The sequence below is a fragment of the Bacillus sp. PAMC26543 genome, from assembly GCF_014250375.1.
In the GTDB taxonomy this organism is placed as follows: domain Bacteria; phylum Bacillota; class Bacilli; order Bacillales; family Bacillaceae; genus Bacillus; species Bacillus halotolerans.
Genome location: NZ_CP060193.1, coordinates 620,730 through 645,631 on the forward strand (window position 1 = coordinate 620,730; position 24,902 = coordinate 645,631).

Genomic DNA, 24,902 nt, shown 5'->3' on the forward strand with positions numbered 1-24,902 from the left:
AAAGGATGCAGTGCTGTTATTGTGAACCTTATATAAGGAAGCAGTAAGGTAAGAGCTTTTATACAGAGGAGCAGACAATAGTAATGAGTGAAAATACTGTGATTAAATGTATTTTGAAAAGCTTGAAAAACAGATTAGGTAAACTGGAATTGTCGATTGTTATTGATACTGAACAACAACTTTTAGAGAATCAAGAATTATTTTTAAAGTTAAAAGAGAGACGTTCAGGTACAGAAGCTGAATTTATGCTTCAAAATACTGATTTATTGGAGTACAAAGCAGATATTGATGTTCATCTTTTGCCTATGCCGCTTGAAATGGGCCAAACGTATGACTTTTATGTAGTATTTGGCGAAAAAAACGAAGATACAGAACCGCAACAGCCGCAAGAAAAGCGTCTTTCTGCTGAAGTAGATACGGTTGAGCTTGCATTTCATATTGATCAAACAACCGGACTTTTGGTTTTACCATATAAAACTGATAAAGGCAATTTTTCAGTAAAGGTAAAAAGGGAAGCCAAAATTGTAAGGTTTGACGACATAGGTATTAATTCTGAAGAAATTACCCTAAAGGGTTATGCGGGTTATCTGAGTTCTGAAAATCAATATCAAATAAAAGACATGAATCTTATCATGAAAAAGGGCGGAGAAACGCCGGTTGAGGAAAAGTTTCCATTGCAGCTTGAAAGAAAAATGCAAGGGATTGACCAAATCAGAGAAGACGGTTTTATGCCGCAATTATATCATTTTGAAGTGAAAATTCCTTTAAAAGAAATTCCTTTCTCCATCGAAAAACGTTTTGTTTACCGTTTATTTATAGAGTATGTATGTACTGATGAAGAAAAAACGGAAATTGTGTTTAACAGCACTGCTTTGGTTTTAGGGGACCGAAAAAATAAACTAAAAGGTTTAGTGAGCGTTGTGAAATCGGAAAACGGGCCGATTCGTTATGAGATTTTCAAGAAGAAAAAGAAACAAACTGTATGCATCAGAGTCAACGACTATAGCATGAACACAAGGATTAAGTACTTTGTTAAAGGCAAAAAGAAACGGTTTGTATCAAAAATCAAAAAACTAACAAAGTTGAGAAACAGGTTCATCACTAAAACTTACAAATCACTATTTATGATGGCCAGCAAGATGCCCGTTAAACGAAAAACAATTATTTTTGAAAGTTTTAACGGAAAACAATACAGTTGTAATCCGAGAGCAATTTATGAATACATGCGGGAAAACCATCCTGAGTACAAAATGTACTGGAGTGTAAACAAACAATATTCAGCTCCATTTGATGAAAAGAAAATTCCTTATATCAACCGACTTTCTATAAAATGGCTTTTTGCTATGGCGAGGGCGGAGTACTGGATTGTTAACAGCAGGCTTCCATTATGGATTCCAAAACCTGAACACACAACATATGTACAAACATGGCATGGAACGCCGTTGAAAAGACTGGCAATGGATATGGAAGAAGTGCATATGCCTGGAACAAATACAAAGAAATATAAGAGGAATTTTATAAGGGAAGCTTCTAATTGGGACTATTTAGTTTCCCCTAATGCATATTCATCTGAAATTTTTGCCCGGGCGTTTCAGTTTAACAAAACGATGATTGAGTCTGGTTATCCAAGAAATGATTTTCTTCATAATGATAATAATGAAGAAACAATATCAGCGATTAAAAGCAGATTGGACATTCCAAGTGATAAAAAAGTAATTTTATATGCCCCTACATGGAGAGATGATCAATTCTATGCAAAAGGACGCTATAAATTTGACCTTGATTTAGATTTGCATCAGCTTAGACAAGAACTTGGAAATGAATATATCGTTATTTTAAGAATGCATTATCTTGTAGCTGAGAATTTTGATTTGGGGCCTTATGAAGGTTTTGCGTTTGATTTTTCTGCTTATGAGGATATTCGTGAATTGTATATGATTTCTGATTTGCTGATTACTGATTATTCTTCTGTATTCTTTGATTATGCAAATTTAAAACGGCCAATGCTTTTCTTTGTACCTGATATTGAAACTTATCGTGATAAGCTGAGAGGTTTCTACTTTGATTTTGAAAAGGATGCACCGGGTCCATTAGTGAAAACAACTGAAGAAACCATTGAGGCTATTAAGGCAATTGCATCACCTGATTACGAATTACCAATTTCATTCGGACCTTTCTACGATAAGTTCTGTTACTTAGAATCAGGACGTTCATCTGAAAAAGTAGTAAATACTGTATTTAGAGCAGAATAAATTCTGGCATTTTTTAAGATCTGAAAGCTGTCGAAGTCTCGGCAGCTTTTTGACACTTATTGAGAAGTGAAAAAAAATGCAGGATCTGTTACAATTATCAGCGGTGCTTTCAATTTCTTAAACAGAAAGATTTCCAAAAATCAACTAAGTCTAAGGAAGATAAAAAATGAATGATTTATTGCGAATACTGAGAGAGCAAATAACGTCATTTCCTTTAATTTTAAGATTGGCGGCTTATGAAACGAAATCTAAATATCAAATGAATTACTTGGGTGTTCTTTGGCAGTTTTTAAACCCGCTTATCCAAATGCTTGCCTACTGGTTTGTATTTGGCATGGGAATTAGAAAAGGTGGGCCTGTCGCGACCGGAGCCGGTGAAGTGCCTTTTATTGTTTGGATGCTGGCAGGGTTAATTCCCTGGTTTTTTATCAGTCCAACTATACTTGATGGTTCAAACAGTGTATTTAAGCGGATTAAGATGGTAGCTAAAATGAATTTTCCGATTAGTTCTCTGCCTTCAGTGGCCATTGCTTCTAACTTATTTAGCTATTTTATTATGATGGTGATTTATATCATTGTACTGTTAGTTAACGGAATATATCCAAGTTTGCATTGGTTACAATATATTTACTACTTTATTTGCTTGATTGCCTTTATGTTTTCTTTTAGTTTGTTTAATTCAACAATCAGCGTGCTGGTAAGGGATTATCAGTTTTTACTTCAAGCTGTAACAAGGCTTTTGTTTTTCTTGTTACCAATTTTTTGGGATATCAATTCAAAACTCGGTCAGAATCATCCAGAATTATTACCTGTTTTGAAGCTGAATCCACTATTCTACATTATTGATGGGTTCCGCAACAGCTTCTTAGACGGCCAATGGTTTTTCCAAGATATGAAGTACACGCTGTATTTCTGGCTGATGACGTTCCTTTTATTGTTAGTAGGTTCTATCCTGCATATGAAATTCAGAGACAAGTTTGTTGACTTTCTTTAATACGTAAGGAGATTGTACGATGAAACTAAAAGTTTCGTTTCGAAATGTTTCAAAGCAGTATCATTTGTATAAAAAACAATCGGACAAGATTAAAGGATTGTTTTTTCCGGCTAAGGATAATGGTTTTTTTGCTGTGCGGAATGTCTCCTTTGACGTGTATGAGGGAGAAACAATCGGCTTTGTAGGAATAAACGGGTCGGGGAAATCGACTATGTCTAACCTGCTGGCTAAAATTATTCCGCCGACCAGCGGTGAAATTGAAATGAACGGCCAGCCGTCGCTGATTGCGATCGCGGCCGGTTTAAATAATCAATTAACGGGCCGGGACAACGTCCGGCTCAAGTGTTTGATGATGGGTCTAACAAATAAAGAAATTGATGACATGTATGAGAGTATCGTTGAATTTGCAGAGATTGGCGATTTTATTAATCAGCCGGTTAAAAACTATTCCAGCGGTATGAAATCTCGTCTCGGTTTCGCGATTTCCGTTCATATTGACCCTGACATTTTAATTATTGACGAAGCGCTCTCCGTAGGGGACCAAACATTTTATCAGAAGTGTGTAGACAGAATAAATGAGTTTAAAAAGCAAGGAAAAACCATTTTCTTTGTCAGCCACTCCATCGGCCAGATTGAAAAGATGTGTGACCGCGTCGCTTGGATGCACTACGGCGAGCTTCGTATGTTTGATGAGACAAAAACTGTTGTCAAAGAGTACAAAGCGTTTATTGACTGGTTTAATAAGCTGTCGAAAAAAGAAAAAGAAACATATAAAAAAGAGCAAACGGAAGAGCGCAAGAAAGAAGATCCTGAAGCTTTTGCCCGTTTCCGCAAAAAGAAGAAAAAGCCAAAATCACTGGCCAATGCAGTACAAATTGCGATTTTGTCTTTCTTGACAGTTTTTATTGCGGCCACGATGTTCTTTGATGCCCCGCTTCGAACAATTGCTTCGTTTGGCGCAATTCCGCAGAATGAAGTGAAGAAGCATCATGGCGATGCAAAGGGCAAGACAGAGGAACAATTAACCGCAGTCAATAAGCAAGGCTTTATAGCAGATGAAAAAGTGACTGTTTATAAGGACCACCAGGATTTGAAACAGAAAGCTGACGTTACACTGCCATTCGGTACCGAGGTGACGGTAGCTGCAAAAGGCAAAAAAGCAGCGAAGATAAAGTTCGATGGGAAGTCTTATTTTGTGAAACAGAGCGCTGTTGCAACAAACGTGAAACATGCTGAATTGCAGGCTGCGACCTTTACGCCTTATGTTCCGCAAACAGCAGCGGCTTCCTATGAATACTTCCTGAAATTCCTGGGAGACAGCAGCGGCAGCATTCAATCGAAATTGAATGGATATACTGAAGGAGATACAGCTGACGGCAGAAAAACGGTGAATTTTGATTATGAAAAAATCAGCTATGTGCTGGAGAATGATAAAGCATCAGAGCTTATCTTTCACAACATTTCTCCCATTACTCCGGCGTCACTATCTTTAAGTGACAGCGATGTATTGTATGACAGCAGCAAGAATCGTTTTCTTGTAAATACAGCTAATCTGGTTTTTGCAGTTGATAATGAAGAGCATACACTGACCTTGATGTCGAAATAAAAAAAGGCTATTGGATAAATGTCCAATAGCCTTTTTGTTTACCATAAATGGAACGAGCTGCTAGCGAAGCTCTTTATCCTGCATCACAAACTCAAGAGTTGTTGTGATAAAGCAGAGCTTTTCCCAACATCATAACGCTTGCCTTCAAATCGATTTCATTCAGATTTTGTATGGCGTCTGACAGCTGAATTTCACCGCCGGCGCCAACCTACTGCTCCTCTAAGCTCATGAAGATCTCAGGTGTATACGTAACGGCCTAAGATGGCAAGGTTAGAAGGTGCTGTGCCTTTTGGCGGTTTCTCAACGAAGTTTTTCACCTGGTAACGGGCGCCCGTCACTTGTCAGCGAGTCGATAATACCGTAGCAGTGTGTTTCTTCCTCAGGCACTTGCTGAACAACGATAATAGAAGAAAGTGTTTTTTCATATTCATCCATTAATTGCGCAACCCTGGTGTTTCAGCCTCAACAATATCGTCTCCAAGCAAGGACTGCGAACGGCTCATTGCCGATAAAGTTGCGCCTGCACCAGACAGCGTGTCCGAGTCCTGTAGGCTCTTTTATGAAGTGAAAAAGCTTCTAATCTAGCAGACATTCACTTTTTCCTTTATCTAATTGATTAATGGGTTTCGTTTGCATCGTATCAACCCTTCTTTTCATCTATATGCCTATAAAAAACATGTCTCATTTGTATAAATTGATTAAAGCCTCTTAGCCTGAAAACATTTTACTCTATCGTACCGCAAAAATCTTTAGGGATTTTTAACTTTCACATTACAATCCCTACACGTTTTGACGATGAATATATGAGGAGGGCGTACAAAATAAAGTAAGCTGTAAGAAAGAAAATCGTTTCACTTAAAAACGCGACAAAAGAATCGATTCTTCTGAAATAGAAAACTTGTTATAATGAATATAGATAAGACCTCAGAACTGCAAAAAATATACATCAATAGAACAATGATACCAAAAAATGCTGTTGATTAACATTTTTAAAGAGCCTTAACTTTTATAGGAACTTATGCTATTATTGTTCATTATTAATGATAGAAATGATAAACAATCTGTTAAGGTTTTTGTTTTTTTCGGGTACTCTCAGTTGAAACGGTTGGAAGATGATGTTATCTAATGAAGAAAGTGATAACGTACGAAACTGCTGGAAAGTTTACCTTCCAAGAACACAAGGCATTTCAACTACCCAAAACAAAAAAGACATGGCTAGTTTATAGAAGCACTAACTAAAAGAGGCTTGAATTATTCAGTTGCTTCTTTTTTTCTTGTTTGCTGAGGTAAGTATTTAATTGTTTGATATATAAGGAGTCTAAAATGAAATCAAAGATTTTAATGAAATATAGAAGTCTGTTGGTTAGAGTATACTCAATTATTTTTAGAATAATTGGGCTTTTTCCCAGAAACGAAAAATTACTCATCTTCGAATACTATTCAGGCAAACAATTCAGCTGTAATCCTAGAGCAATTTTCGAGTATCTTAAGGAAAATAAGAATAAGTATGAATATCGATTAATCTGGAGTATAGATAAAAGAAACAAAGGTTTATTTGATGATATACAGGAGAAAGATTTTAAAAAATTCTCTCTCAAATGGCTGTTGTATTTGGATACAGCGAAATATTGGATAACAAACATAACAAACAGCTGCTTGCCACAGTGGGTCCCAAAACTGAGAAACACTACATATGTGCAGACTTGGCACGGAACTCCCCTAAAAAAATTTGCAAATGACATGGACGAAGTACAAATGCCCGGCACGACTGAGCAATATAAAAGAAACTTCCTTATAAAAGCTAGTAAATGGGATTATCTCATTTCCCCTAATGCTTACTCTACGGAAATTTTTAGAAATGCGTTTCAGCTTAAAAAGATTTTTATTGAATCGGGCTATCCGAGAGACGATTTTTTATATAAAGAAAATAGAAATGAAGAAATGCTGAAAATAAAAGAAAGATTAGGTATAAATAAAGAAAAGAAAATTTTCTTATATGCACCTACTTGGAGAGATAACTCATTTTATGCTAAAGGTAAATATAAATTTAATATGTTTTTGGATTTAGAAAGTCTTAAAAACCAATTAAGTAATGAATATATTGCTATTTTAAGGATGCACTATCTTGTACCTAAAAACATTAACTTAACTGTATACAAGGGTTTTGCCCATGATTTTTCTGATCATAATGATATTAGAGAATTATACTTAATATTAATAACAGACTATTCTTCAGTGTTTTTTTATTATGCCGGTTTAAAAAGGCATTTTGTTCCCGATATTAAATTTTATAGAAATAAACTAAGAGATTTTATGATGATTTTGAAAAGTGTGCTCCCGGGACTTCTTTATAAAACAACAGAAAAAGTAATTGAACCCATACACAAAACAAAAGACTTAAACAGGATGAAAACATTACTTTATTTTACGATCAATTTTGTTCTTTGGAAAAAGGTGATTGATCTAAAACAGTTGTGGAAGAACTACTCGGATAAAAAACTTATTATTTTAAAGGAGCACTTGAGATGTTGTTTTCAATTGTAATGCCTGTTTATAATTCGGGATTATATATAAGAGAGGCTCTTGACAGTATTATTGATCAGACAATTAATTTTGAAAAAAACATAGAAATAATATTGGTTGAAAATAATAGCATTGATAATTCAAAAAACATATGTGAAGAATACGCAACTGCCTATCCGAATAATATTAAAATTATTTATCAAGATGAACCGAATGTCAGTATGGCAAGAAATAATGGATTAAAAGCTTGTGGAAATAGTGAATATATAGGCTTCTTAGATTCTGACGACAAATTCTCACTAAATGCTATTGCTGAGGTATTAAAGTTCTTTGAAAAGCATACCGATATTAATTTAGCAGTGCTACCCCTATTTTTCTTCGATAATAAAAATGGAGAACACTCACTTAATTATAGATTTAAAAGTGGTAAAAGCATTGTAAACATAACTGATAACTACACCGCTATTCATTATCATATAGGTGGAACATTTTTTCGAAAAAAAGCAATAGAACGTCTTGGTCTTGCTTTTAATGAAAAAATGGATTTTTGGGAAGATGTTTTATTTATTAATACGTTTTTAATTAAAGAACAAAAATATGGCCTTATCCCTGCCGCAAAATATTTCTATAGAAAAAGAAAAAATGAGGATTCTCTAGTAGACACTTCGTGGTCTAAAAAAAACAGGTATACTTTTTTACTTACAAATGGATATGGTGAGATGGTTAAAAGATCATTAGAAGAGTACAACGAAGTTATACCTTATGTTCAATGTTTAATTCTTAATCATTTAAAATTATTTATTTTTCAAAAAAACAATAATCTAGTTTATAAAATGTTAAATGATATAGAACAGAGTGAATTTTTTGAGGAATTATACCACATTTTGAAATATATAGATGAAAAGTTAATTGTAAAACAAAACATGAAAACATATTTAAAAGAGTATCTCATTTCATTTAAACGATGGGGTTATCCTGTCAATAGACTTATTCGATTAGGGAAACTTGAAAACGAAAAAATCGTTATTACTTCCTGGAAAGTCAGCAAATTTTCAATTGAGCTAATTGTAAGTTTGAGTAATGAAGAGTCTGTGATTAACGATAAAAATAATGTTTATGTTTCTTATGGAAGAAAATTGAGAAAAGCAAAATTAATACATCAGCAAGAACAAAAAAACATTGTTATTTGGGGAACTACCGTTAGGGATAGAAAATATTCTTCATATCAATTAAAACTTCCGATAGGAGTTACTTTTTTTAGGTTTATTGTTGAAAAAGACAACAATTTAATTGATCTTCAAAAAGTTAATGTTTTAACTAGAATATTTCAGAAGTTGATTAGAATCTAATACTCTTGGGTAAAAAGAAATAATTTAAAGGAGATTGAAAAAACTTGGAACAAAAGAACTTTTTCTTTTCTATTATAATGGCAATTTACAACGTTGAAGAATTTTTAGATGAAGCAATAACAAGCATAATTGATCAGGCGCTTGATTTTGAGCATCATATACAGTTGATTTTAGTGAATGATGGAAGTGTTGATGCGTCAGGTGAGATTTGCTTAAAGTATAAAGACAAGTATCCAGAAAATATAGTTTTTATCGATAAGGAGAATGGCGGAGCGAGTAGTGCGCGTAATGAAGGTTTAAGACGTGCCAAAGGGAAGTATATTAATTTTCTAGACCCGGATGATACATTATCTCCTTCAACTCTTTTGAAAGTATATGATTTTTTCGAAAAGAACTATTCTAAAGTTGATGTAGTCTCCATTCCAATGATGATGTTCGGAAAAACAAGTGGACCACATCTATTAAATTATAAATTTGATAGAACTAGACTTGTTCATACCATGAAAGAACATACGGGAATACAATTATCGGCCCCTAGTTCATTTGTAAAAAAAGAAGTAGTGAAAAATCATTTTTTTAATGAAGATATGTACTATGCTGAAGATAGTGAATGGCTGACTAAAATTATTATGAAACGTCAGGTTTATGGGATTGTAAAAGAAGGACAATATAATTATCGACGAAGAGAAGATGCTTCCTCTGCAACTCAAACAGGGAAAAATGATAAAAAATGGTACACTGATTATTTGAAGAATTTCTCTCGAGAATTAATTAATCATAGTATTACAACATTAGGTTATGTTCCAAGATATATTCAGTATATGATTGCCTATGATTTACAGTGGAGAATAAACATAGAAGACAGAACTGGTGTCTTAACTGATAAGGAAGTTGAAGAGTTTTTTGACTTGTTAGAAAGGTTACTCGCATTTATAGATGACGATATAATCTTTGAACAAAAATCTCTTAACTTGCATAGAAAGTACTTTTTAATGAAATTGAAATATCGAAATCAAAAAAATGTATTCCAAAAAATCTTTTTGAATCGTAATGTAAATTTATATTTTAAAGAAAAATTAATTAATTCTATGAGATATGAAGCTTTAACATTGGAGCTATTAACCATTGAAAAGGGAATCTTAACCCTTGAAGGTAATTTCGGTTCATTATTTGACGCTTCCGAATTAGAAGTAAAAGCATGTGTCAATGAAAAAATGTATCATGCTGAAAAAATTGATAGAAAAGTACACAATTTATATTGCTTAAATAAGCCAGTTAAAGAGTATTTAGGCTTTAAAGTTGATATCCCTATTGATGATCTTGAAAACAACTCTAATATTGAAATGATGATTTCATCAAATGAAAAACTAATAAAAGTGAAAATCAACTTTGGACGGCTATTCCCGCTCGATAGACATATAGTCGATTTCTATAAGAAAAATGATATAGGGATTTATTTCGATCATAAACTTAATAATTTAGTAGTTTTGAAAGATAAAAATCATATTATTAGAGCGAAAGAAAAGCGGGCACAAAGACGTTTTAAGACTTTTAATAAAGTAGGTGCTGAGAAGGCTTCAAATGTAAGAAAGATTATGGAACACCTTTATAAAATAAAGAAAAATAAAAGAGTATGGCTTTTTATGGATAGGATCAACAAAGCAGATGATAATGCTGAAGCATTGTTTGAATATGCAATGCAGCAGAAAGATGGTATCAAAAAATATTTTATTATCAGTAAAGATAGTCCAGATTATAACAGACTGAAAAAAATAGGACCAGTTGTTGCATATGGGTCACCTAAGCATAAGTTTTTACATTTACTTGCCGATGAAATTATCTCTTCACATGCAGATGATTATGTAGTAAACCCGTTTGTGAATATGAGGAAATATTATAAGGACTTATTTAAATTTAACTTTGTTTTTCTTCAACATGGAATTACGAAAGATGATATTTCGGGATGGCTTAATAAGTATAAGAAAAATATTAGACTATTTATAACAGCCGCTCAACCTGAGTATGAGTCTATAATTAATGGTCATTATAATTATTCAAAGAGAGAAGTAATTCTAACTGGATTTCCTAGATTTGATAAGCTTGTTAATCATAATCATAAAAAGATATTGATTATGCCAACATGGAGAAACCATTTAGTAGGAAAAATAAATCCGCAAACAGGGAAAAGAGAATATTCACCACTCTTTAAAAACTCAGTTTATTTTAATGAACTTAATAATCTATTAAATGATGCTAAACTTATTAATGAAGCTAATGAAAAAGGATACGAGCTCGTATTCTTCCCGCATCCAAATATTGTTCAGCAGTTGAAGGATTTCAACAAAAATAGTTCAGTGCGGATTGCGGATATTAATGAAAGTTATCGAGATCATTTCAATAATAGTGCAATTTTAGTTACAGATTATTCATCTGTTGCATTTGACTTTGCTTATCTTAAAAAACCTGTTTTTTACTTCCAATACGAAAAAAATCACTTGGAAGAGGGGTATTTTGATTACAATTTAATGGGGTTTGGAGATGTAGTTGCTGATAGAGATGCTTTAGTTGATAAGCTAATAAATTGTATGGAGAACGATTGTATAATGGATGCCAAATATATTGATAGAGTAAATCAATTTTATAAATATACGGATAAAGAAAACTGTAAACGTGTTTATCAACAAATTGTTAGTCTGGGAACAAATATTAAAGAGGGAATAAAGAAATGAAAAAAGTAGCTGTTTATGGTAGTTGTGTTACACGCGATAACTTTAACTCTCAATTTAATACTGATTACAAACATTATTTCGATTGTGTATTAACACAAAACCAAACGTCCATTATTTCAACAATGAGTAAACCTAACTACATCGTACTTGAAAACGAGAACATGTCAAATCATGAAATAAACACCTTGAAGACTGATTTTGAGAATAGCTTTTTAAATGAAATTAAATCTGTTCAGCCAGACATATTGATTTTGGACTTTTTCGCAGATGTGCATTTTGGCTACGTAGAAATTTCAGATAACCAGTTTGTTACAAATAACAGATGGACTCTCCCTAAAACGAATTATTATAAACTTACAATTCAAAATAAAAAACAAAGTTTTAATATAGAAGATCATTTTGAAAATTATTTTGCACTATGGAAACAGAAATTTAATCTTTTCTATAACTACGTTAGATTAAATTGCCCTAAAACCAAAATTATCTTAAATAGTGCAAGAAACGTTCATCACTTTTTTGATAAAGAAGATCAGAAAAAATTGCTTATTAATGGAGGAAACATCAAGGTAATTGATGTTGATTATTATAATAAGATTTGGAATAAATTTGATGCATATGTATTAGATAGCTTCAATGATATCGAGGTGATAGATTTATTTAAAAATAAAAGCTATAATTCCTTTGAAAACCATCCATGGGGTAAATTTTATGTGCATTATACAATGGATTATTACACTGATTTTTTGGACCAGTTTAAAAAAATAAGTCTATAGAGTTAACTCGTCGACGGGGGATTTAATGTGAAAATTGAGATAATGAACATTTCTGCAAATCATAAAAATGATGGATGGATGATATTTGGGCATGCCGACCGAATAGAGGAATTTGAGGGCCTGGCTCTTAAATTAAAGACTAATAATATAGCTTTTGAACAACCTATTCAGTTAAAGCTGCCTTATTCTTATATGCATGAGGAAGGTTATTTCTTATGTGAAGTGAAATTTGCTCAAATAATAAAATCGAAAAAACTCTCCTTCTCTAATGATTGGGAATTGAAAGTATTGAATGAGAATGCTCAATTACTAATTAGCTGTTCCGATAGTCAATACAAACTAAGAATAAAGCGCCCAGATTCTTTGTATTATGGGGCCTTGTCTTTTGTAAATAATAAGTTGGTTATTACAGTACAGCCTGACGATATAAAACTTAGTATATACAGTATTGAAAAGAGAAATTCACCTGAGAAGTTCATATTAAAATTTGGAATAAAGGGAGAGAAGCATAAATTATTTGAAACTAAGGATTTATTATTTGTTCTTTCACGTAGACCTCATGGAACCCTTTATCAGTTTCATGAAGAACAAATAGAACTTGGAAAGCTTTCTCAAGTTGATGACCACTTAGAGGTTGACCTTGATTTATATAATCTTCCGGCTAATATCATTGTTGACGATTCGAACATTTGGGATTTCTATATCAAATTAGACAATAATTCTGAATCTATTTTAATTTCTTGTTTAGTTGATAAAGAACTGCCGAGTTCTCTTGATAAATTAAGTGCATTAAGAAATCATCCATTTCACTATGTCAAATTAAATAAAACAGGAAGCAACACTTTATCTCTTCACACATATCGAAAAGATACGAATATTGCCCAACTAACCTCATTTGAAGAAAATGATAATCTTGTGAAACTTTATATTAAGATAAATACTCATATAAATTCACAATGTAAAGTAGTCTTTAGAAAAAGAGAGAAAAAAGGAAATGGTTTTGAATATTATTTTTCTCAAGAATACAGTCTTATAAATAACGGCGATCATTTCATTTGTGAAATAAACAAAAGAAATTTGTTAAACTTGCTAAGAAAAGATCATGCGAGTGTATGGGACGTGTTTATTTTAATTGATAGTAGTGACTATGTTTATATTAGCTGCAATGAAAATATTGAGACTGATTATTTTAATATAGCTGATGGATATAAAGTGAAGTTTTTCAAAAATGGTGGAAATAGATTATCTGTGTATATGCTCTTTGATTCAAACAAAGATGCAGATACGCTTAATATAGCTGTTTTAGGTACTTGTTTCAGCAGAAATGCATTCAATTCGTCAGCATTTTTTAACCCTGATTACAAAAAGTTTTATAAGTGTTGTTATACTCAATTCCATTCATCAGTCATTAGTTTGATGTCTGATCCTGTTGATGTAAATTTTAATCAGTTTAATGATGTTAAAGAAAGTGATCGGTCATGGGTGGAAACAGATTTTAAAAAGGACTTTTTTATAAAGTTGAAAGAAGCAAAACCTGATTACATTATTATTGACCTTTATTGCGATGCGAGTAAGCCGGTCATTAGGACTCAAGAAAATAATTATGTGACTTGCAACTATTTTATAGAAGCTAGTAAGTTTTTATCAAATTGGAGTAACACACATATTGTAAATCATCATGAAAACCATAAGTATTTTGAGCTTTGGAAAGCGAATGTTGGTAAATTTCTCGATAAATTGAAAACCATTATTCCTGAAGATAAGATTATATTAAATAAGGGAAGGTTTACAGAAACATACTATGGGTTGGATGGTAACATAAAAACATTCGATGATATTCCGATGATCAGAAGAAATAATTATTTTTGGGATAAATTAGATAACTATTTCCTATCTATTGCCCCTTCAGCAAAAGTAATAGATTTGACTGATACAAAGTTTATAGGAGATGAAAGATACCCTTATGGTTTATCTTATTCTCATTATGAGTCAGATTACTACAAAGAATTTTTAAACAGGTTATTAAAAATTACATCAGAAGATCGAATAAAAAATTAATTACAAGAATAGTTCTAAAATAAGGTTGTTATTGTTTTATCTTTTTTAGAACTATTCTTTTTATATTGACTGAATCTTGGGTTTTTCTAAGTTGACTAGTGGCTATGCCAACTATTATATGAAAAAGGATTGAATATATGTTACAATATTCACCGGTGCTTTCAAATTTCTTTAACCCAAAGATAAGTTATCATGGTGTATTGTGGCAGTTTTTAAATCCTCTTATTCTAACTGGCATACTGGTTTGTATTTGAATACGCAACAGCAAGCCGGTCATAACAGGTATCGGAGAAGTGCCTTTTATCGTTTGGATGCTGGCTGGTTTGATGCCGTTTTTTTATTATCCCGACGATTCTTGATGGATCAAACAGTGTGTTTGAGCGCATCAATATGGTTGTGAAAATTAATTTTTCCGATCCGTTTATTGCAAATTTATTTAGTTATTTTGTAATGATGGGTGTTTATGTCATTGTCCTTTTAGCAAGCGGTATTACCCTAGCTTGCATTGGATACAATATATTTACTATTTGAGTCTGCATGATTGTATTTATGTTTTCTTCTAGTTTGTTTAACTCTACAATCAGTGTGCTAGTCAGAGATTATCAATTTCTGCTGCAGGCCGTAACCAGATTATTTTACATCTATTTCTGATTTTTGGAATATTGCTGATCAGGTTTTTGCGGTTGATAATGAAGAGCATACACTGACCTTGATGTTGAAATAAAAAAAGGCTATTGGATGAATGTCCAATAGCCTTTTTGTTTAGATTTCTTCTTTGTTTAATAAGTTTTCCATGAATGGAATGAGCTGTCCGCGGAGTTCTTTATCCTGCATCGCAAACTCAAGAGTGGTTGTAATAAAGCCGAGCTTTTCGCCGACATCATAGCGCTTGCCTTCAAAATCGTAAGCAAACACTCTTTGAATTTCATTCAGCTTTTGAATGGCGTCTGTTAGCTGAATTTCTCCGCCTGCGCCAACCTGCTGCTCCTCTAAGTACATAAAGATCTCAGGTGTAAATACGTAACGGCCTAAGATAGCAAGGTTAGAAGGTGCTGTGCCTTTAGACGGCTTCTCAACAAAGTTTTTCACCTGATAACGGCGGCCTTCACTTGTCAGCGGATCGATAATACCGTAGCGGTGAGTTTCTTCTTCAGGCACTTGCTGAACACCTATAATAGAAGAAAGTGTTCTTTCATATTCATCCATTAACTGGCGCAATCCTGGTTTTTCCGCCTGAACGATATCGTCTCCAAGCAGAACCGCAAAAGGTTCATCGCCGATAAAGTTACGAGCGCACCATACAGCATGTCCAAGTCCTTTAGGCTCTTTTTGGCGGATGTAGTGGATGTCAGCCAGATTAGAAGATTTTTTCACTTTTTCGAGGAGTTCAATCTTTCCTTTTTCTTCAAGGTTTCTTTCAAGCTCAGGAGAGTAATCAAAATGATCCTCAATCGCACGCTTGCTTTTGCCTGTTACAATAATAATGTCCTCAATACCGGACTCAACAGCTTCTTCAATTATGTATTGAATGGTTGGCTTATCTACGATAGGAAGCATTTCTTTCGGCATTGCTTTCGTAGCCGGGAGAAAACGCGTTCCTAGTCCTGCTGCTGGAATTATCGCTTTACGTACTTTTTTCATTTAAAGGCACCTTCCTTATTAACGAAAATATTTATGGCTAAAACTATTTTCTATTTACCCTGTTCATTGTGTTTTGACACATTTTTTATGATATAGGATAAACCATTTTTAAACAAGTTTTATCCTTAAGTTTCTAAAGCGATAAAGATCACTTAACCAATAGGAAATGATTTAAAATGACACAAATTCATGTAGAATAAGGATATGATTTTATTTTTGCAGAAACCAGGTGACAATTATGAAAAAACTAAAAGTCATGACCGTCTTCGGAACCAGGCCGGAAGCGATAAAGATGGCGCCGCTCGTGCTTGAATTAAAAAAATACCCTGAAATAGAGTCCTATGTAACGGTGACTGCCCAGCACAGACAAATGCTGGATCAGGTGCTTGAAGCGTTTCGGATTAAGCCTGATTTTGATTTGAACATTATGAAGGAGCGGCAGACGCTGGCAGAAATTACGTCAAATGCACTTGTGAAATTGGACGAGCTGTTTAAAGACATCAAGCCTGATATTGTGCTTGTCCACGGTGATACGACGACGACATTTGCCGGAAGCCTTGCCGCGTTTTATCATCAAATTGCTGTCGGGCATGTGGAGGCCGGTCTTCGCACAGGCAATAAATATTCTCCGTTTCCGGAAGAGCTCAACCGACAAATGACCGGTGCTATTGCTGATTTGCATTTTGCACCGACAGGACAGGCAAGAGACAACCTGTTAAAAGAAAACAAAAAGGCCGATTCTATTTTTGTAACGGGCAATACAGCGATTGACGCGCTTCGCACAACAGTTAGGGAAGGTTATTCACACCCTGTCCTTGACCAGGTTGGTGAGGATAAGATGATTTTGCTGACCGCTCATCGCCGTGAAAACTTAGGTGAGCCGATGGAAAACATGTTTAAGGCCATCCGCAGAATTGTAGAGGAATATAATGATGTACAGGTTGTTTACCCTGTGCACCTTAACCCTGTTGTCCGGGAAGCGGCTCAAAAGCATTTTGGCGACTCTGACAGAGTGCATCTGATTGAGCCTTTAGAAGTGATTGACTTCCATAACTTTGCGGCAAAATCCCATTTCATTTTGACTGATTCCGGCGGAGTGCAGGAAGAAGCGCCATCGCTCGGGAAACCGGTTCTTGTGCTTCGTGATACGACGGAGCGCCCTGAAGGAGTGGAAGCAGGGACGCTTAAACTTGCAGGGACAAATGAGGAGAACATTTATCAGCTTGCAAAAGGGCTCTTAACTGACGCTGATGAGTATCAGAAAATGTCCTATGCTTCAAATCCGTATGGTGATGGACAGGCCTCCCGCCGGATTGTAGAGGAATTGCTGTTTCACTACGGATATCGGAAGGAACATCCGGACTCTTTTACGGGTAAATAAAAAAGAAGCTTTGCACATAGGTGCGAAGCTTCTTTTTGTTTTAGCTTTTTAAGCTTTCTTTCAGTTCATTTGTGATGTCAGCTAGCTCGCTCTCATCTGCTTTATAGTAATAGACGTCATTGATTCTTGTGCCTTCGCCTTTCAGTTCGTGCTGCTTGATATGTTTTCGGGCGCCTTTGTAATCGGACTGGATATCCCACATATTATCAAACGTCAAATTGGTTTTCACATTATCTTCAACGACTTTAAACATATCTCCAAACTTTGTAACGGAAGAAATATTTGCCCCTTTGTTAATGATTCCTTCGATCACTTGGCGCTGACGGTCCTGACGTCCGAAATCTCCTCTTGGATCTTCTTTTCTCATTCGTGTATACGCTAATGCTTCTTTTCCGTTCAGTGTGATTTCTCCTTTGCCGAATGAATAACCGTCATAGCTGAACGCAAATGTGCTGTTAACTGTGATGCCGCCGAGTGTATCAACCACGTCTCTAAAGCTTTCCATATTGACTTTTACAAAATAATCGACCGGAACATCGAGGAAATTTTCAACCGTGTCAACTGTCATTTGTGTACCGCCATATGCGTACGAATGGTTGATTTTATCCATCGTGCCTTTTCCGATAATTTTTGTATAGGTATCACGGGGAATACTGACCATATCTGTGGTGTTCGTTTTTGGGTTAACGGTCATATAAATGAGCGTATCGGCGCGTCCTTTATCGCCGGAACGTTCATCCACCCCCATAATTAAAACAGAAAACGGGTCTTTTTTATTGATATTAACTTCTGTATCCCTCTTTTTGGATTTATCAATACTTTCATGAATACTTGCCACAGTTGAAGCGGCTTTATGCCATAAGTAGTATGCATAACCGCCTGTCCCTAACACAAGGATTCCAATAATGGTTAATATCGTCAGTAATAAGGTTTTTTTCTTTTTTCTGCGTTTACTTCTCATTCTTTGCACCCCATCTGTTCAGTTAATTTGATTATGATTGAAATTTCCAGTAAATACAACTCTTTTTAATAGAAGAAACAAAATCCTATAATAGTCGATTTTTATAAAAAAAAGTTTCACTGTTTCTTAATTTTTCTTTAAAATATTAAATGACTGACGATAAAACATAATGAGGTGAGAAAAATGAAAAAATTGATTGGTTTAATGTTCTTTATACTGCTCCTTGCAGGTTGCGGGGCTGATAATCAAAAGAGCCAAGGTGAAGATGTGTCAACAGACAGTAATATCGAAATGAAAGAAGGCGTTTATGTAGGCTTAGCAGATACCCACACAATTGAAGTAACTGTTGATAACGAGCCAGTTGTTCTTGATATTACTGAAGAATCAACAAGTGAGCTTGAAAAATTCAATAATGGCGATAAAGTTACGGTGAAATATGAAGAAAATGGCGAGGGTCAACTTCTGTTAAAAGATATTGAACGTACCAACTAAGATATGAGGAGGAAACTGAAATCTTGAATTCTTGCAAACGCTTGATCGTATGTTCACTTGCTGCAATCTTACTATTTATTCCAACAGTAACTTTTGCAGCAGACTCAAACATTTCAGTCAAATTGTCAAACTATATCGGTAATAAATCAAGTATCAGTCTATCCCCAACAGGATTTTATAAAGTAACTGGAGATAATGTTGCTGTAACAGATCGTTTTGCAGGGGCTTCACGATACGAAACCGCGACTCTTGCATCCGGCAGTCAGTGGAAAAATCCTAATACAGTTATTTTGGTAAATCGGGATATATTTATTGATGCATTGCCTGTTATCCCATTAGCAAAAAAACTAGATGCACCAATCTTATTTACTCAGCCTGATACGTTAACGAAAACTACTGAAAAACAAATCGCTAAATTTAACCCGGACAATATTTTAGTCATTGGGGGAGCACGCAGCATTTCAAAAGATGTAGAAAGCAAGCTGAAATCGTATGGCTCAGTTAAAAGGATAAGCGGAAAAAATAGATATGTATTATCTGAGAATATCGCTAAACAGATGGGCAGCTATGATAAAGCTATCGTTGTAACCGGAAAGGTATTTCAAGATGCGTTAGCCATAGCTCCTTATGCTGCGGCACAGGGATATCCTATTTTGCTTACTGAGAAGGATAAACTTCCGGATTATGATTTGCCAAAACAAGTGATTATAATCGGCAGTTCATTTAGTGTCAGTGACAGTGTAGAAAATGAAATAAAAAAAACTTCAACTGTACAGAGGATACCTGGATCAACCAGATATGAACTCACAGCAAATATTATTAAACAATTAAAGTTGAAGGCTGATAAAGTCGTAATGACGAACGGAACAAAGTACGCAGACGTATTAGTAGGTGCTTCGCTTGCTGCGAAGAAAAACAGCCAAATTTTATTTATTAAACAAGATAGTGTTCCTGCGGCAGCTAAAAGCATAACAAAAGAAAAAGCCACATATGCATACGACTTTATTGGAAGCACCAGTTCAATTTCTGCAGAAGTCGAGAATTCACTTGCCGATGAATTTTATTTAGCCGGCGGAAGCAACTATACTCTGAAAATCAACAATGGGAAATTAAATCTCGAAAATATAAAAACATATAGTAACTCTCTGAGGATTAAACCTGAAAAGTACTCGACTTCTAACAGAATAAGTCTTAACGGAAATCAGTATCTTGGAACGGTTAATTTCTCTATTGAATCTACTAAATATATCAGACCGGTTAACGAAAATATTCCATTTGAGGATTATTTAAAAGGGGTTATTCCAAATGAAATGCCTGCCAGCTGGTCACTTGAAGCCCTAAAAGCACAGACTGTGGCTGCGAGAACCTACTCCATAACAAAAACGGGAACTACTGTACCTGATACAACAGCTTTTCAAGTTTATGGAGGATATAGTTGGAATTCAAACACCAATAAAGCGGTTGAGCAGACAAAAGGAAAAGTTCTGAAATATAACGGATCTCTTATAACAGCAACTTATTCTTCAAGCAATGGGGGTTATACAGAAGCGAGCAACGAAGTCTGGTCATCAAGTGTACCTTACTTAATTGCGAAGAAAGATTCTAAGGATCCTCAAATAGGCTGGACGCTTACTCTCTCAAAACAACAGCTTGACACGAATTCGCTTGACTTAAATAAGCCGTCTTCTTGGTGGTCTTCAGCAACTGAAACTGATGCTGCAAGGTTATCCGGGGTTAAAAATTGGATCTTGAAAAATAAAGAAACAGGAGCAGCTTCTGTAAAAATTGCGAGTATAGAAGATTTGAGCTTTAGCGGTACAACACAGGGACAACGTGCAAAAACAGCATCTATGAAAGTTAAGTATTTTGTTAAAAGCAATACTGGCTCCTACAACTTAAGTAAAATTACAACCATTACTGTTCCGACAACTCAGCTAAGAACGATGATTGGTGCAACTGTTTTTAAAAGTACTTATGTGACTGTAAAAAAAGACACTTCAAAGTACACAATCAGCGGCAAAGGTTACGGGCACGGCATCGGAATGAGTCAATATGGAGCTAAGGCAAGAGCAGAAGCAGGAGATTCATATAGTTCAATTTTGAAATTTTACTATCCTGGGACAACTCTGACAAGTTATTAATTATTTTAAGGTGCTAAAGGCCATTTAAGGAGGAAAAGTAATTGCGTTCTTATATAAAGGTCCTAACAATGTGTTTTCTGGGACTCATTCTTTTTGTACCAACAGCATTGGCCGATAATTCGGTTAAAAGAGTGGGAGGAAGTAATAGGTACGGGACTGCAGTTCAAATATCAAAGCAGATGTACTCAACAGCGAGTACAGCGGTTATTGTTGGAGGAAGTTCATACGCAGATGCCATTTCAGCGGCACCTCTTGCTTATCAGAAGAATGCACCGCTGCTTTACACAAATGCTGATAAGCTCTCTTCTGAGACGAAAACAAGGCTAAAAGAAATGCGAACAAAAAATGTGATTATTGTAGGTGGTACGCCAGCTGTTTCTTCTAATACTGCCAATCAGATCAAAAGCTTAGGCATTAGTATTAAACGAATTGCAGGAAGTAATCGCTATGATACAGCTGCACGGGTCGCAAGAGCAATGAACGCAACCTCAAAAGCTGTCATTTTAAATGGGTTTTTATATGCTGATGCTCCAGGGATCATCCCTTATGCAGCTAAAAATGGCTATCCTATTCTGTTTACAAACAAAACCTCTATAAATAGTGCGACAACAGCAGTGTTGAAAGATAAGAGAATTACAAGTACTGTGGTTGCAGGAGGTACCGGAAGTATTAATAATACGGTGTATAACAAGTTGCCTTCTCCTACAAGAATTAGCGGTTCAAACAGGTACGAGCTTGCCGCTAATATTGTACAAAAACTAAACCTGTCAACGAGCACAGTATATGTAAGTAATGGTTTTAGCTATCCAGATTCAATCGCAGGAGCCACTCTGGCAGCAAAGAACAAGCAATCTCTTATTTTGACTAATGGTGAAAATTTATCTGGCGGCGCACGAAAAATTATCGGCAGCAAAAACATGTCAAACTTTACGATAATCGGAAATACTCCAGCTATAAGCACTAAAGTAGCTAATCAGCTAAAGAATCCTGTTGTAGGTGAAACAATTTTTATTGATCCAGGCCATGGAGATCAAGACTCGGGAGCAGTAGGAAATGGACTGCTTGAGAAAGAGGTAAACCTTGATATAGCGAAAAGGGTCAATACGAAGCTAAATGCTTCTGGTGCTCTTCCGGTAATGTCGAGATCTAATGATACGTTTTATTCTTTACAGGAAAGAGTAAGTAAGGCAGCCTCTGCCCAAGCTGATTTGTTCATCAGTATTCATGCGAATGCCAACGATAGCTCATCTCCAAACGGCAGTGAGACCTATTACGACACAACATATCAGGCAGCAAAAAGCAAACGATTAGCAGACCAAATTCAGCCGAAACTTGCAGCTAATCTTGGGACAAGAGACCGTGGAGTCAAGCAAGCCGGATTCTATGTTATCAAATATTCTAAAATGCCAAGCGTTTTAGTTGAGACTGCTTTCATCACAAATGCAGCCGACGCAAGTAAACTGAAACAAGCAGTTTATAAAGATAAAGCCGCCCAAGCTATTCATGATGGTACAGTTTCATATTATAGATAAAAATAAAGAGACAAATCTAAATAACAGATTTGTCTCTTCAGGCTGTCGAGAAAATCTCGACAGCCTTTATTTTTTCTTAAAATATCCATTCTCATGTAATAAAATAAAAGAAAGACTTACAAGGACGGTGTCTTTCTCATGTTGCACACAAGAAATTCTTCTCAAAATGCAGCCGAATTTGTTCTGCTTGACCAACTCGTCGAAGAGGATCATCTGCTTCGTAAAATTGATAAACACATAGACTTCTCTTTCATCATTGAAAAGGTGAAACCCTACTACAGCGAAAACAAAGGCCGCCCCTCACTTGATCCGCTAATTTTATTCAAAATGATGTTTATCGGCTACCTCTACGGTATCCGTTCAGAAAGACAGCTCGAAAAAGAAATTTACTACAATATGGCGTACAGATGGTTTTTGGGACTGAATATCAATGACCCGGTTCCGCACCACTCCACCATCAGCTGGAACAGACGCACACGCTTTAAAGATACAACCATCTTCCAAGACATTTTTGATGAGATCGTTCTTCAGGCCATCAATCATGACATGGTGGGCGGACGTGTCCTATTCACCGATTCAACTCATCTGAAAGCCAATGCCAACAAGCATAAATACACAAGAAAAACAATTGCGCAGGATACCCAAAACTATATCAAAGATTTAAATGAAGCCATTCAAGAGGATCGGGAGGAACACGGAAAAAAGCCATTAACAATCAAAGAGGAGGTGAAAGCTGAAAAAGAGATCCGCCATAGTACAACAGATCCGGAAAGTGGATATCTGTATCGTGAAAACAAACCAGAAGGTTTTTTCTATTTAGATCACCGCACAACAGATATGAAATACAACATTATCACAGATACCTATGTCACACCTGGAAATGTCCATGATTCTGTGCCCTATCTTGACCGATTGGATCACCAAATCGCACGATTTGGGTTTCAAGTAGAAGCCGTCGCCCTTGATTCCGGATATTTAACGACTCCGATCTGTAAAGGATTATCTGACCGACAAATCTTTGGTGTCATCGCACATAGACTTTATCACCCTATCCGAGGCTTGTTTCCAAAATGGAAATTTCATTACGACAGTGAACAAGACAGATATATTTGCCCGAACCAGCAAACCCTTACGTACTCAACAACTGACCGAAAAGGCTACCGGACATATAAATCAAATCCTGAAATATGTTCCTCATGCCCGCTGCTTGAAAACTGTACAAAATCAAAGAATCGGCAGAAAGTGATTACTCGGCATGTATGGGAAGACCATAAAGAAAAGGTCAGACAAAATCGCTTGTCTGTTTCAGGAAAAAACCTCTACAAAAAAAGAAAAGAAAAAATAGAGCGAAGCTTTGCAGATTCAAAACAGCTGCATGGGCTTCGCTATTGCAGGTTGAGGGGACAACGAAATGTGAGCGAACAAGTTCTCCTCACAGCCGCATGCCAGAACATGAAGAAGATTGCCACATACCTATCCAAGCAGGGATAGATATGTGGGAGCCTTTTTCTGTATCTAAAATACAATAAGCATCTAAAGAAACAAAAAAGCTTGTAGAAAAAACATCGTTTTCTCTACAAGCTGAAGAGACAAATCTAAATAACAGATTTGTCTCTTTTTTTTATCATTTAAATGATTAAAACAAGGGCTTGTACATAAAATGATAAAGAACATTAATATAATTTATCAGAAAAAACACGTAATTCACACTTCTTAACAATCCATTTACAACCAATTAACATCCGTCTGCTAAACTGACTGGCATAGGTCATCATAACATCCCAAACAAATCGTGAGGTGTGTGTCAGTGGGTGCAGAAAAAAGCATGAATGTGAGTCGCGAATTCTCAGTGCAGCAAGCATCATTTGCATTATCAGAAAAAACGGCTCGTTATTTGGCAGTAAAGCGCGTGATGGATATTTGGTTTGCGCTGATTGGATTGGTGGTTGCTCTGCCAATGATTGCGGTATTTTCAATATTGATTTGTTTGGAGACGCCGGGGCCTGCCATCTATACGCAGGAGCGTGTAGGAAAAGGCGGGAAACCTTTTAAGCTTTATAAGCTTCGTTCCATGAAAATAGATGCCGAGAAGTCTGGGGCGGTTTGGGCGCAGAAGCAGGATCCGCGGGTGACACGAATTGGAGCATTTATCAGAAGAACGCGAATTGACGAGCTTCCTCAGCTGTTTAATGTGCTGAAAGGCGATATGAGCATGATTGGACCTCGCCCGGAACGTCCAGTGTTTACGGAAAAGTTCCAGAATGAGATTCCGGGGTTTACACAGCGTCTGGCTGTCAAACCGGGATTGAGCGGCTGGGCGCAGGTGAACGGCGGTTACGACATGACGCCGAAGGAAAAGCTTATATTTGATTTATATTACATTCGCAATCTGACTTTCATGTTGGAATTAAAAATTATGTTAAAAACTTGTAAAGTAGTCTTGACAGGTGATGGTGCAAGATAAACATCT

At 35.5% G+C, this 24,902-nt stretch carries 16 protein-coding genes and 2 pseudogenes; 14 read left to right on the forward strand and 4 right to left on the reverse strand.

What is annotated here, in order from left to right; genetic code table 11:
• Positions 1 to 83: 83 nt before the first annotated feature.
• The 3 genes from H7F27_RS03090 (at position 84) to tagH (ending at position 4,852) form a co-directional block, all read left to right on the forward strand.
• Positions 84 to 2,252, forward strand: a complete 2,169-nt coding sequence (locus tag H7F27_RS03090) for a teichoic acid poly(glycerol phosphate) polymerase (protein ID WP_024123052.1) — start codon at positions 84 to 86, stop codon at positions 2,250 to 2,252.
• 166 nt (positions 2,253 to 2,418) lie between these two features.
• Positions 2,419 to 3,246 carry a teichoic acids export ABC transporter permease subunit TagG gene (gene tagG, locus H7F27_RS03095; RefSeq protein WP_024123051.1) on the forward strand — a complete coding sequence of 276 codons (828 nt, stop codon included), beginning with the start codon at positions 2,419 to 2,421 and terminating at the stop codon, positions 3,244 to 3,246.
• Positions 3,247 to 3,265: 19 nt separating this feature from the next.
• Positions 3,266 to 4,852: a teichoic acids export ABC transporter ATP-binding subunit TagH gene (gene tagH, locus H7F27_RS03100; protein WP_024123050.1), complete on the forward strand. Its 1,587-nt coding sequence runs from the start codon at positions 3,266 to 3,268 to the stop codon at positions 4,850 to 4,852.
• Positions 4,853 to 4,912: 60 nt separating this feature from the next.
• On the opposite strand, the pseudogene H7F27_RS03105 reads toward tagH, so the two are convergent.
• A pseudogene (locus H7F27_RS03105) lies at positions 4,913 to 5,419 on the reverse strand (UTP--glucose-1-phosphate uridylyltransferase); the annotation flags it as partial.
• 756 nt (positions 5,420 to 6,175) lie between these two features.
• Between H7F27_RS03105 and H7F27_RS03110 the strand changes: the two are divergent.
• The 5 genes from H7F27_RS03110 to H7F27_RS03130 are packed head-to-tail and all read left to right on the forward strand — an operon-like array spanning position 6,176 to position 14,284.
• Positions 6,176 to 7,396 (forward strand): CDP-glycerol glycerophosphotransferase family protein, encoded by a 1,221-nt coding sequence (locus tag H7F27_RS03110; protein WP_260627328.1) that lies wholly within the window; start codon positions 6,176 to 6,178, stop codon positions 7,394 to 7,396.
• On the forward strand, positions 7,378 to 8,724 hold the full coding sequence (locus H7F27_RS03115) for a glycosyltransferase family 2 protein (protein ID WP_024123049.1): 1,347 nt from the start codon (positions 7,378 to 7,380) through the stop codon (positions 8,722 to 8,724). Before H7F27_RS03110 ends, H7F27_RS03115 begins: the two co-directional genes overlap by 19 nt.
• Positions 8,725 to 8,768: 44 nt before the next feature.
• Positions 8,769 to 11,453, forward strand: coding sequence for a bifunctional glycosyltransferase/CDP-glycerol:glycerophosphate glycerophosphotransferase (locus H7F27_RS03120; RefSeq protein WP_024123048.1), 2,685 nt, complete (start codon positions 8,769 to 8,771; stop codon positions 11,451 to 11,453).
• A complete protein-coding gene (locus tag H7F27_RS03125; RefSeq protein WP_024123047.1) occupies positions 11,450 to 12,226 on the forward strand; it encodes a DUF6270 domain-containing protein in 777 nt (258 codons plus the stop codon). The genes H7F27_RS03120 and H7F27_RS03125 overlap by 4 nt, the downstream gene beginning before the upstream one ends.
• A gap of 27 nt (positions 12,227 to 12,253) precedes the next feature.
• Positions 12,254 to 14,284 (forward strand): DUF6270 domain-containing protein, encoded by a 2,031-nt coding sequence (locus H7F27_RS03130; protein WP_185848551.1) that lies wholly within the window; start codon positions 12,254 to 12,256, stop codon positions 14,282 to 14,284.
• A 190-nt stretch (positions 14,285 to 14,474) separates the two neighbouring features.
• Here the strand turns inward: H7F27_RS03130 and H7F27_RS21115 are convergent.
• Positions 14,475 to 14,670: pseudogene (locus tag H7F27_RS21115) on the reverse strand (hypothetical protein).
• Between the two features lie 376 nt (positions 14,671 to 15,046).
• Positions 15,047 to 15,925 (reverse strand): UTP--glucose-1-phosphate uridylyltransferase GalU, encoded by an 879-nt coding sequence (galU, locus tag H7F27_RS03140; protein ID WP_010332089.1) that lies wholly within the window; start codon positions 15,923 to 15,925, stop codon positions 15,047 to 15,049.
• 238 nt (positions 15,926 to 16,163) lie between these two features.
• Here galU and wecB point away from each other — a divergent pair, with 238 nt between their 5' ends.
• A complete protein-coding gene (gene wecB, locus H7F27_RS03145; protein ID WP_024123045.1) occupies positions 16,164 to 17,306 on the forward strand; it encodes a non-hydrolyzing UDP-N-acetylglucosamine 2-epimerase in 1,143 nt (380 codons plus the stop codon).
• 40 nt (positions 17,307 to 17,346) lie between these two features.
• On the opposite strand, the gene H7F27_RS03150 is transcribed toward wecB, so the two are convergent.
• Complete coding sequence (locus tag H7F27_RS03150) at positions 17,347 to 18,267, reverse strand: polyisoprenyl-teichoic acid--peptidoglycan teichoic acid transferase TagU (RefSeq protein WP_024123044.1); 921 nt, start codon at positions 18,265 to 18,267, stop codon at positions 17,347 to 17,349.
• Positions 18,268 to 18,450: 183 nt separating this feature from the next.
• On the opposite strand from H7F27_RS03150, the gene H7F27_RS03155 reads away from it, so the two are divergent.
• From H7F27_RS03155 to H7F27_RS03175, 5 genes are all read left to right on the forward strand, one after another.
• Positions 18,451 to 18,759 (forward strand): putative periplasmic lipoprotein, encoded by a 309-nt coding sequence (locus tag H7F27_RS03155; protein ID WP_101859858.1) that lies wholly within the window; start codon positions 18,451 to 18,453, stop codon positions 18,757 to 18,759.
• 23 nt (positions 18,760 to 18,782) lie between these two features.
• Entirely contained in the window at positions 18,783 to 20,900 is a 2,118-nt protein-coding gene (locus H7F27_RS03160; protein WP_185848552.1) for a SpoIID/LytB domain-containing protein, read from the forward strand.
• A gap of 41 nt (positions 20,901 to 20,941) precedes the next feature.
• On the forward strand, positions 20,942 to 22,432 hold the full coding sequence (lytC, locus tag H7F27_RS03165; RefSeq protein WP_185848553.1) for an N-acetylmuramoyl-L-alanine amidase LytC: 1,491 nt from the start codon (positions 20,942 to 20,944) through the stop codon (positions 22,430 to 22,432).
• Positions 22,433 to 22,570: 138 nt separating this feature from the next.
• Entirely contained in the window at positions 22,571 to 23,923 is a 1,353-nt protein-coding gene (locus H7F27_RS03170) for an IS1182 family transposase (protein ID WP_185847898.1), read from the forward strand.
• A 316-nt stretch (positions 23,924 to 24,239) separates the two neighbouring features.
• A complete protein-coding gene (locus H7F27_RS03175; protein WP_024123040.1) occupies positions 24,240 to 24,896 on the forward strand; it encodes a sugar transferase in 657 nt (218 codons plus the stop codon).
• Positions 24,897 to 24,902 lie beyond the last annotated feature (6 nt).

Excerpts from the sequence above, each read along its gene's own strand:
- H7F27_RS03110 (WP_260627328.1), top strand. The coding sequence starts at position 6,176 with ATGAAATCAAAGATTTTAATGAAATATAGAAGTCTGTTGGTTAGAGTA.
- tagG (WP_024123051.1), top strand. The coding sequence starts at position 2,419 with ATGAATGATTTATTGCGAATACTGAGAGAGCAAATAACGTCATTTCCT.
- H7F27_RS03090 (WP_024123052.1), top strand. The coding sequence starts at position 84 with ATGAGTGAAAATACTGTGATTAAATGTATTTTGAAAAGCTTGAAAAAC.
- H7F27_RS03115 (WP_024123049.1), top strand. The coding sequence starts at position 7,378 with ATGTTGTTTTCAATTGTAATGCCTGTTTATAATTCGGGATTATATATA.
- H7F27_RS03150 (WP_024123044.1), bottom strand. The coding sequence starts at position 18,267 with ATGAGAAGTAAACGCAGAAAAAAGAAAAAAACCTTATTACTGACGATA.
- H7F27_RS03155 (WP_101859858.1), top strand. The coding sequence starts at position 18,451 with ATGAAAAAATTGATTGGTTTAATGTTCTTTATACTGCTCCTTGCAGGT.
- tagH (WP_024123050.1), top strand. The coding sequence starts at position 3,266 with ATGAAACTAAAAGTTTCGTTTCGAAATGTTTCAAAGCAGTATCATTTG.
- H7F27_RS03170 (WP_185847898.1), top strand. The coding sequence starts at position 22,571 with ATGTTGCACACAAGAAATTCTTCTCAAAATGCAGCCGAATTTGTTCTG.
- H7F27_RS03125 (WP_024123047.1), top strand. The coding sequence starts at position 11,450 with ATGAAAAAAGTAGCTGTTTATGGTAGTTGTGTTACACGCGATAACTTT.
- wecB (WP_024123045.1), top strand. The coding sequence starts at position 16,164 with ATGAAAAAACTAAAAGTCATGACCGTCTTCGGAACCAGGCCGGAAGCG.
- galU (WP_010332089.1), bottom strand. The coding sequence starts at position 15,925 with ATGAAAAAAGTACGTAAAGCGATAATTCCAGCAGCAGGACTAGGAACG.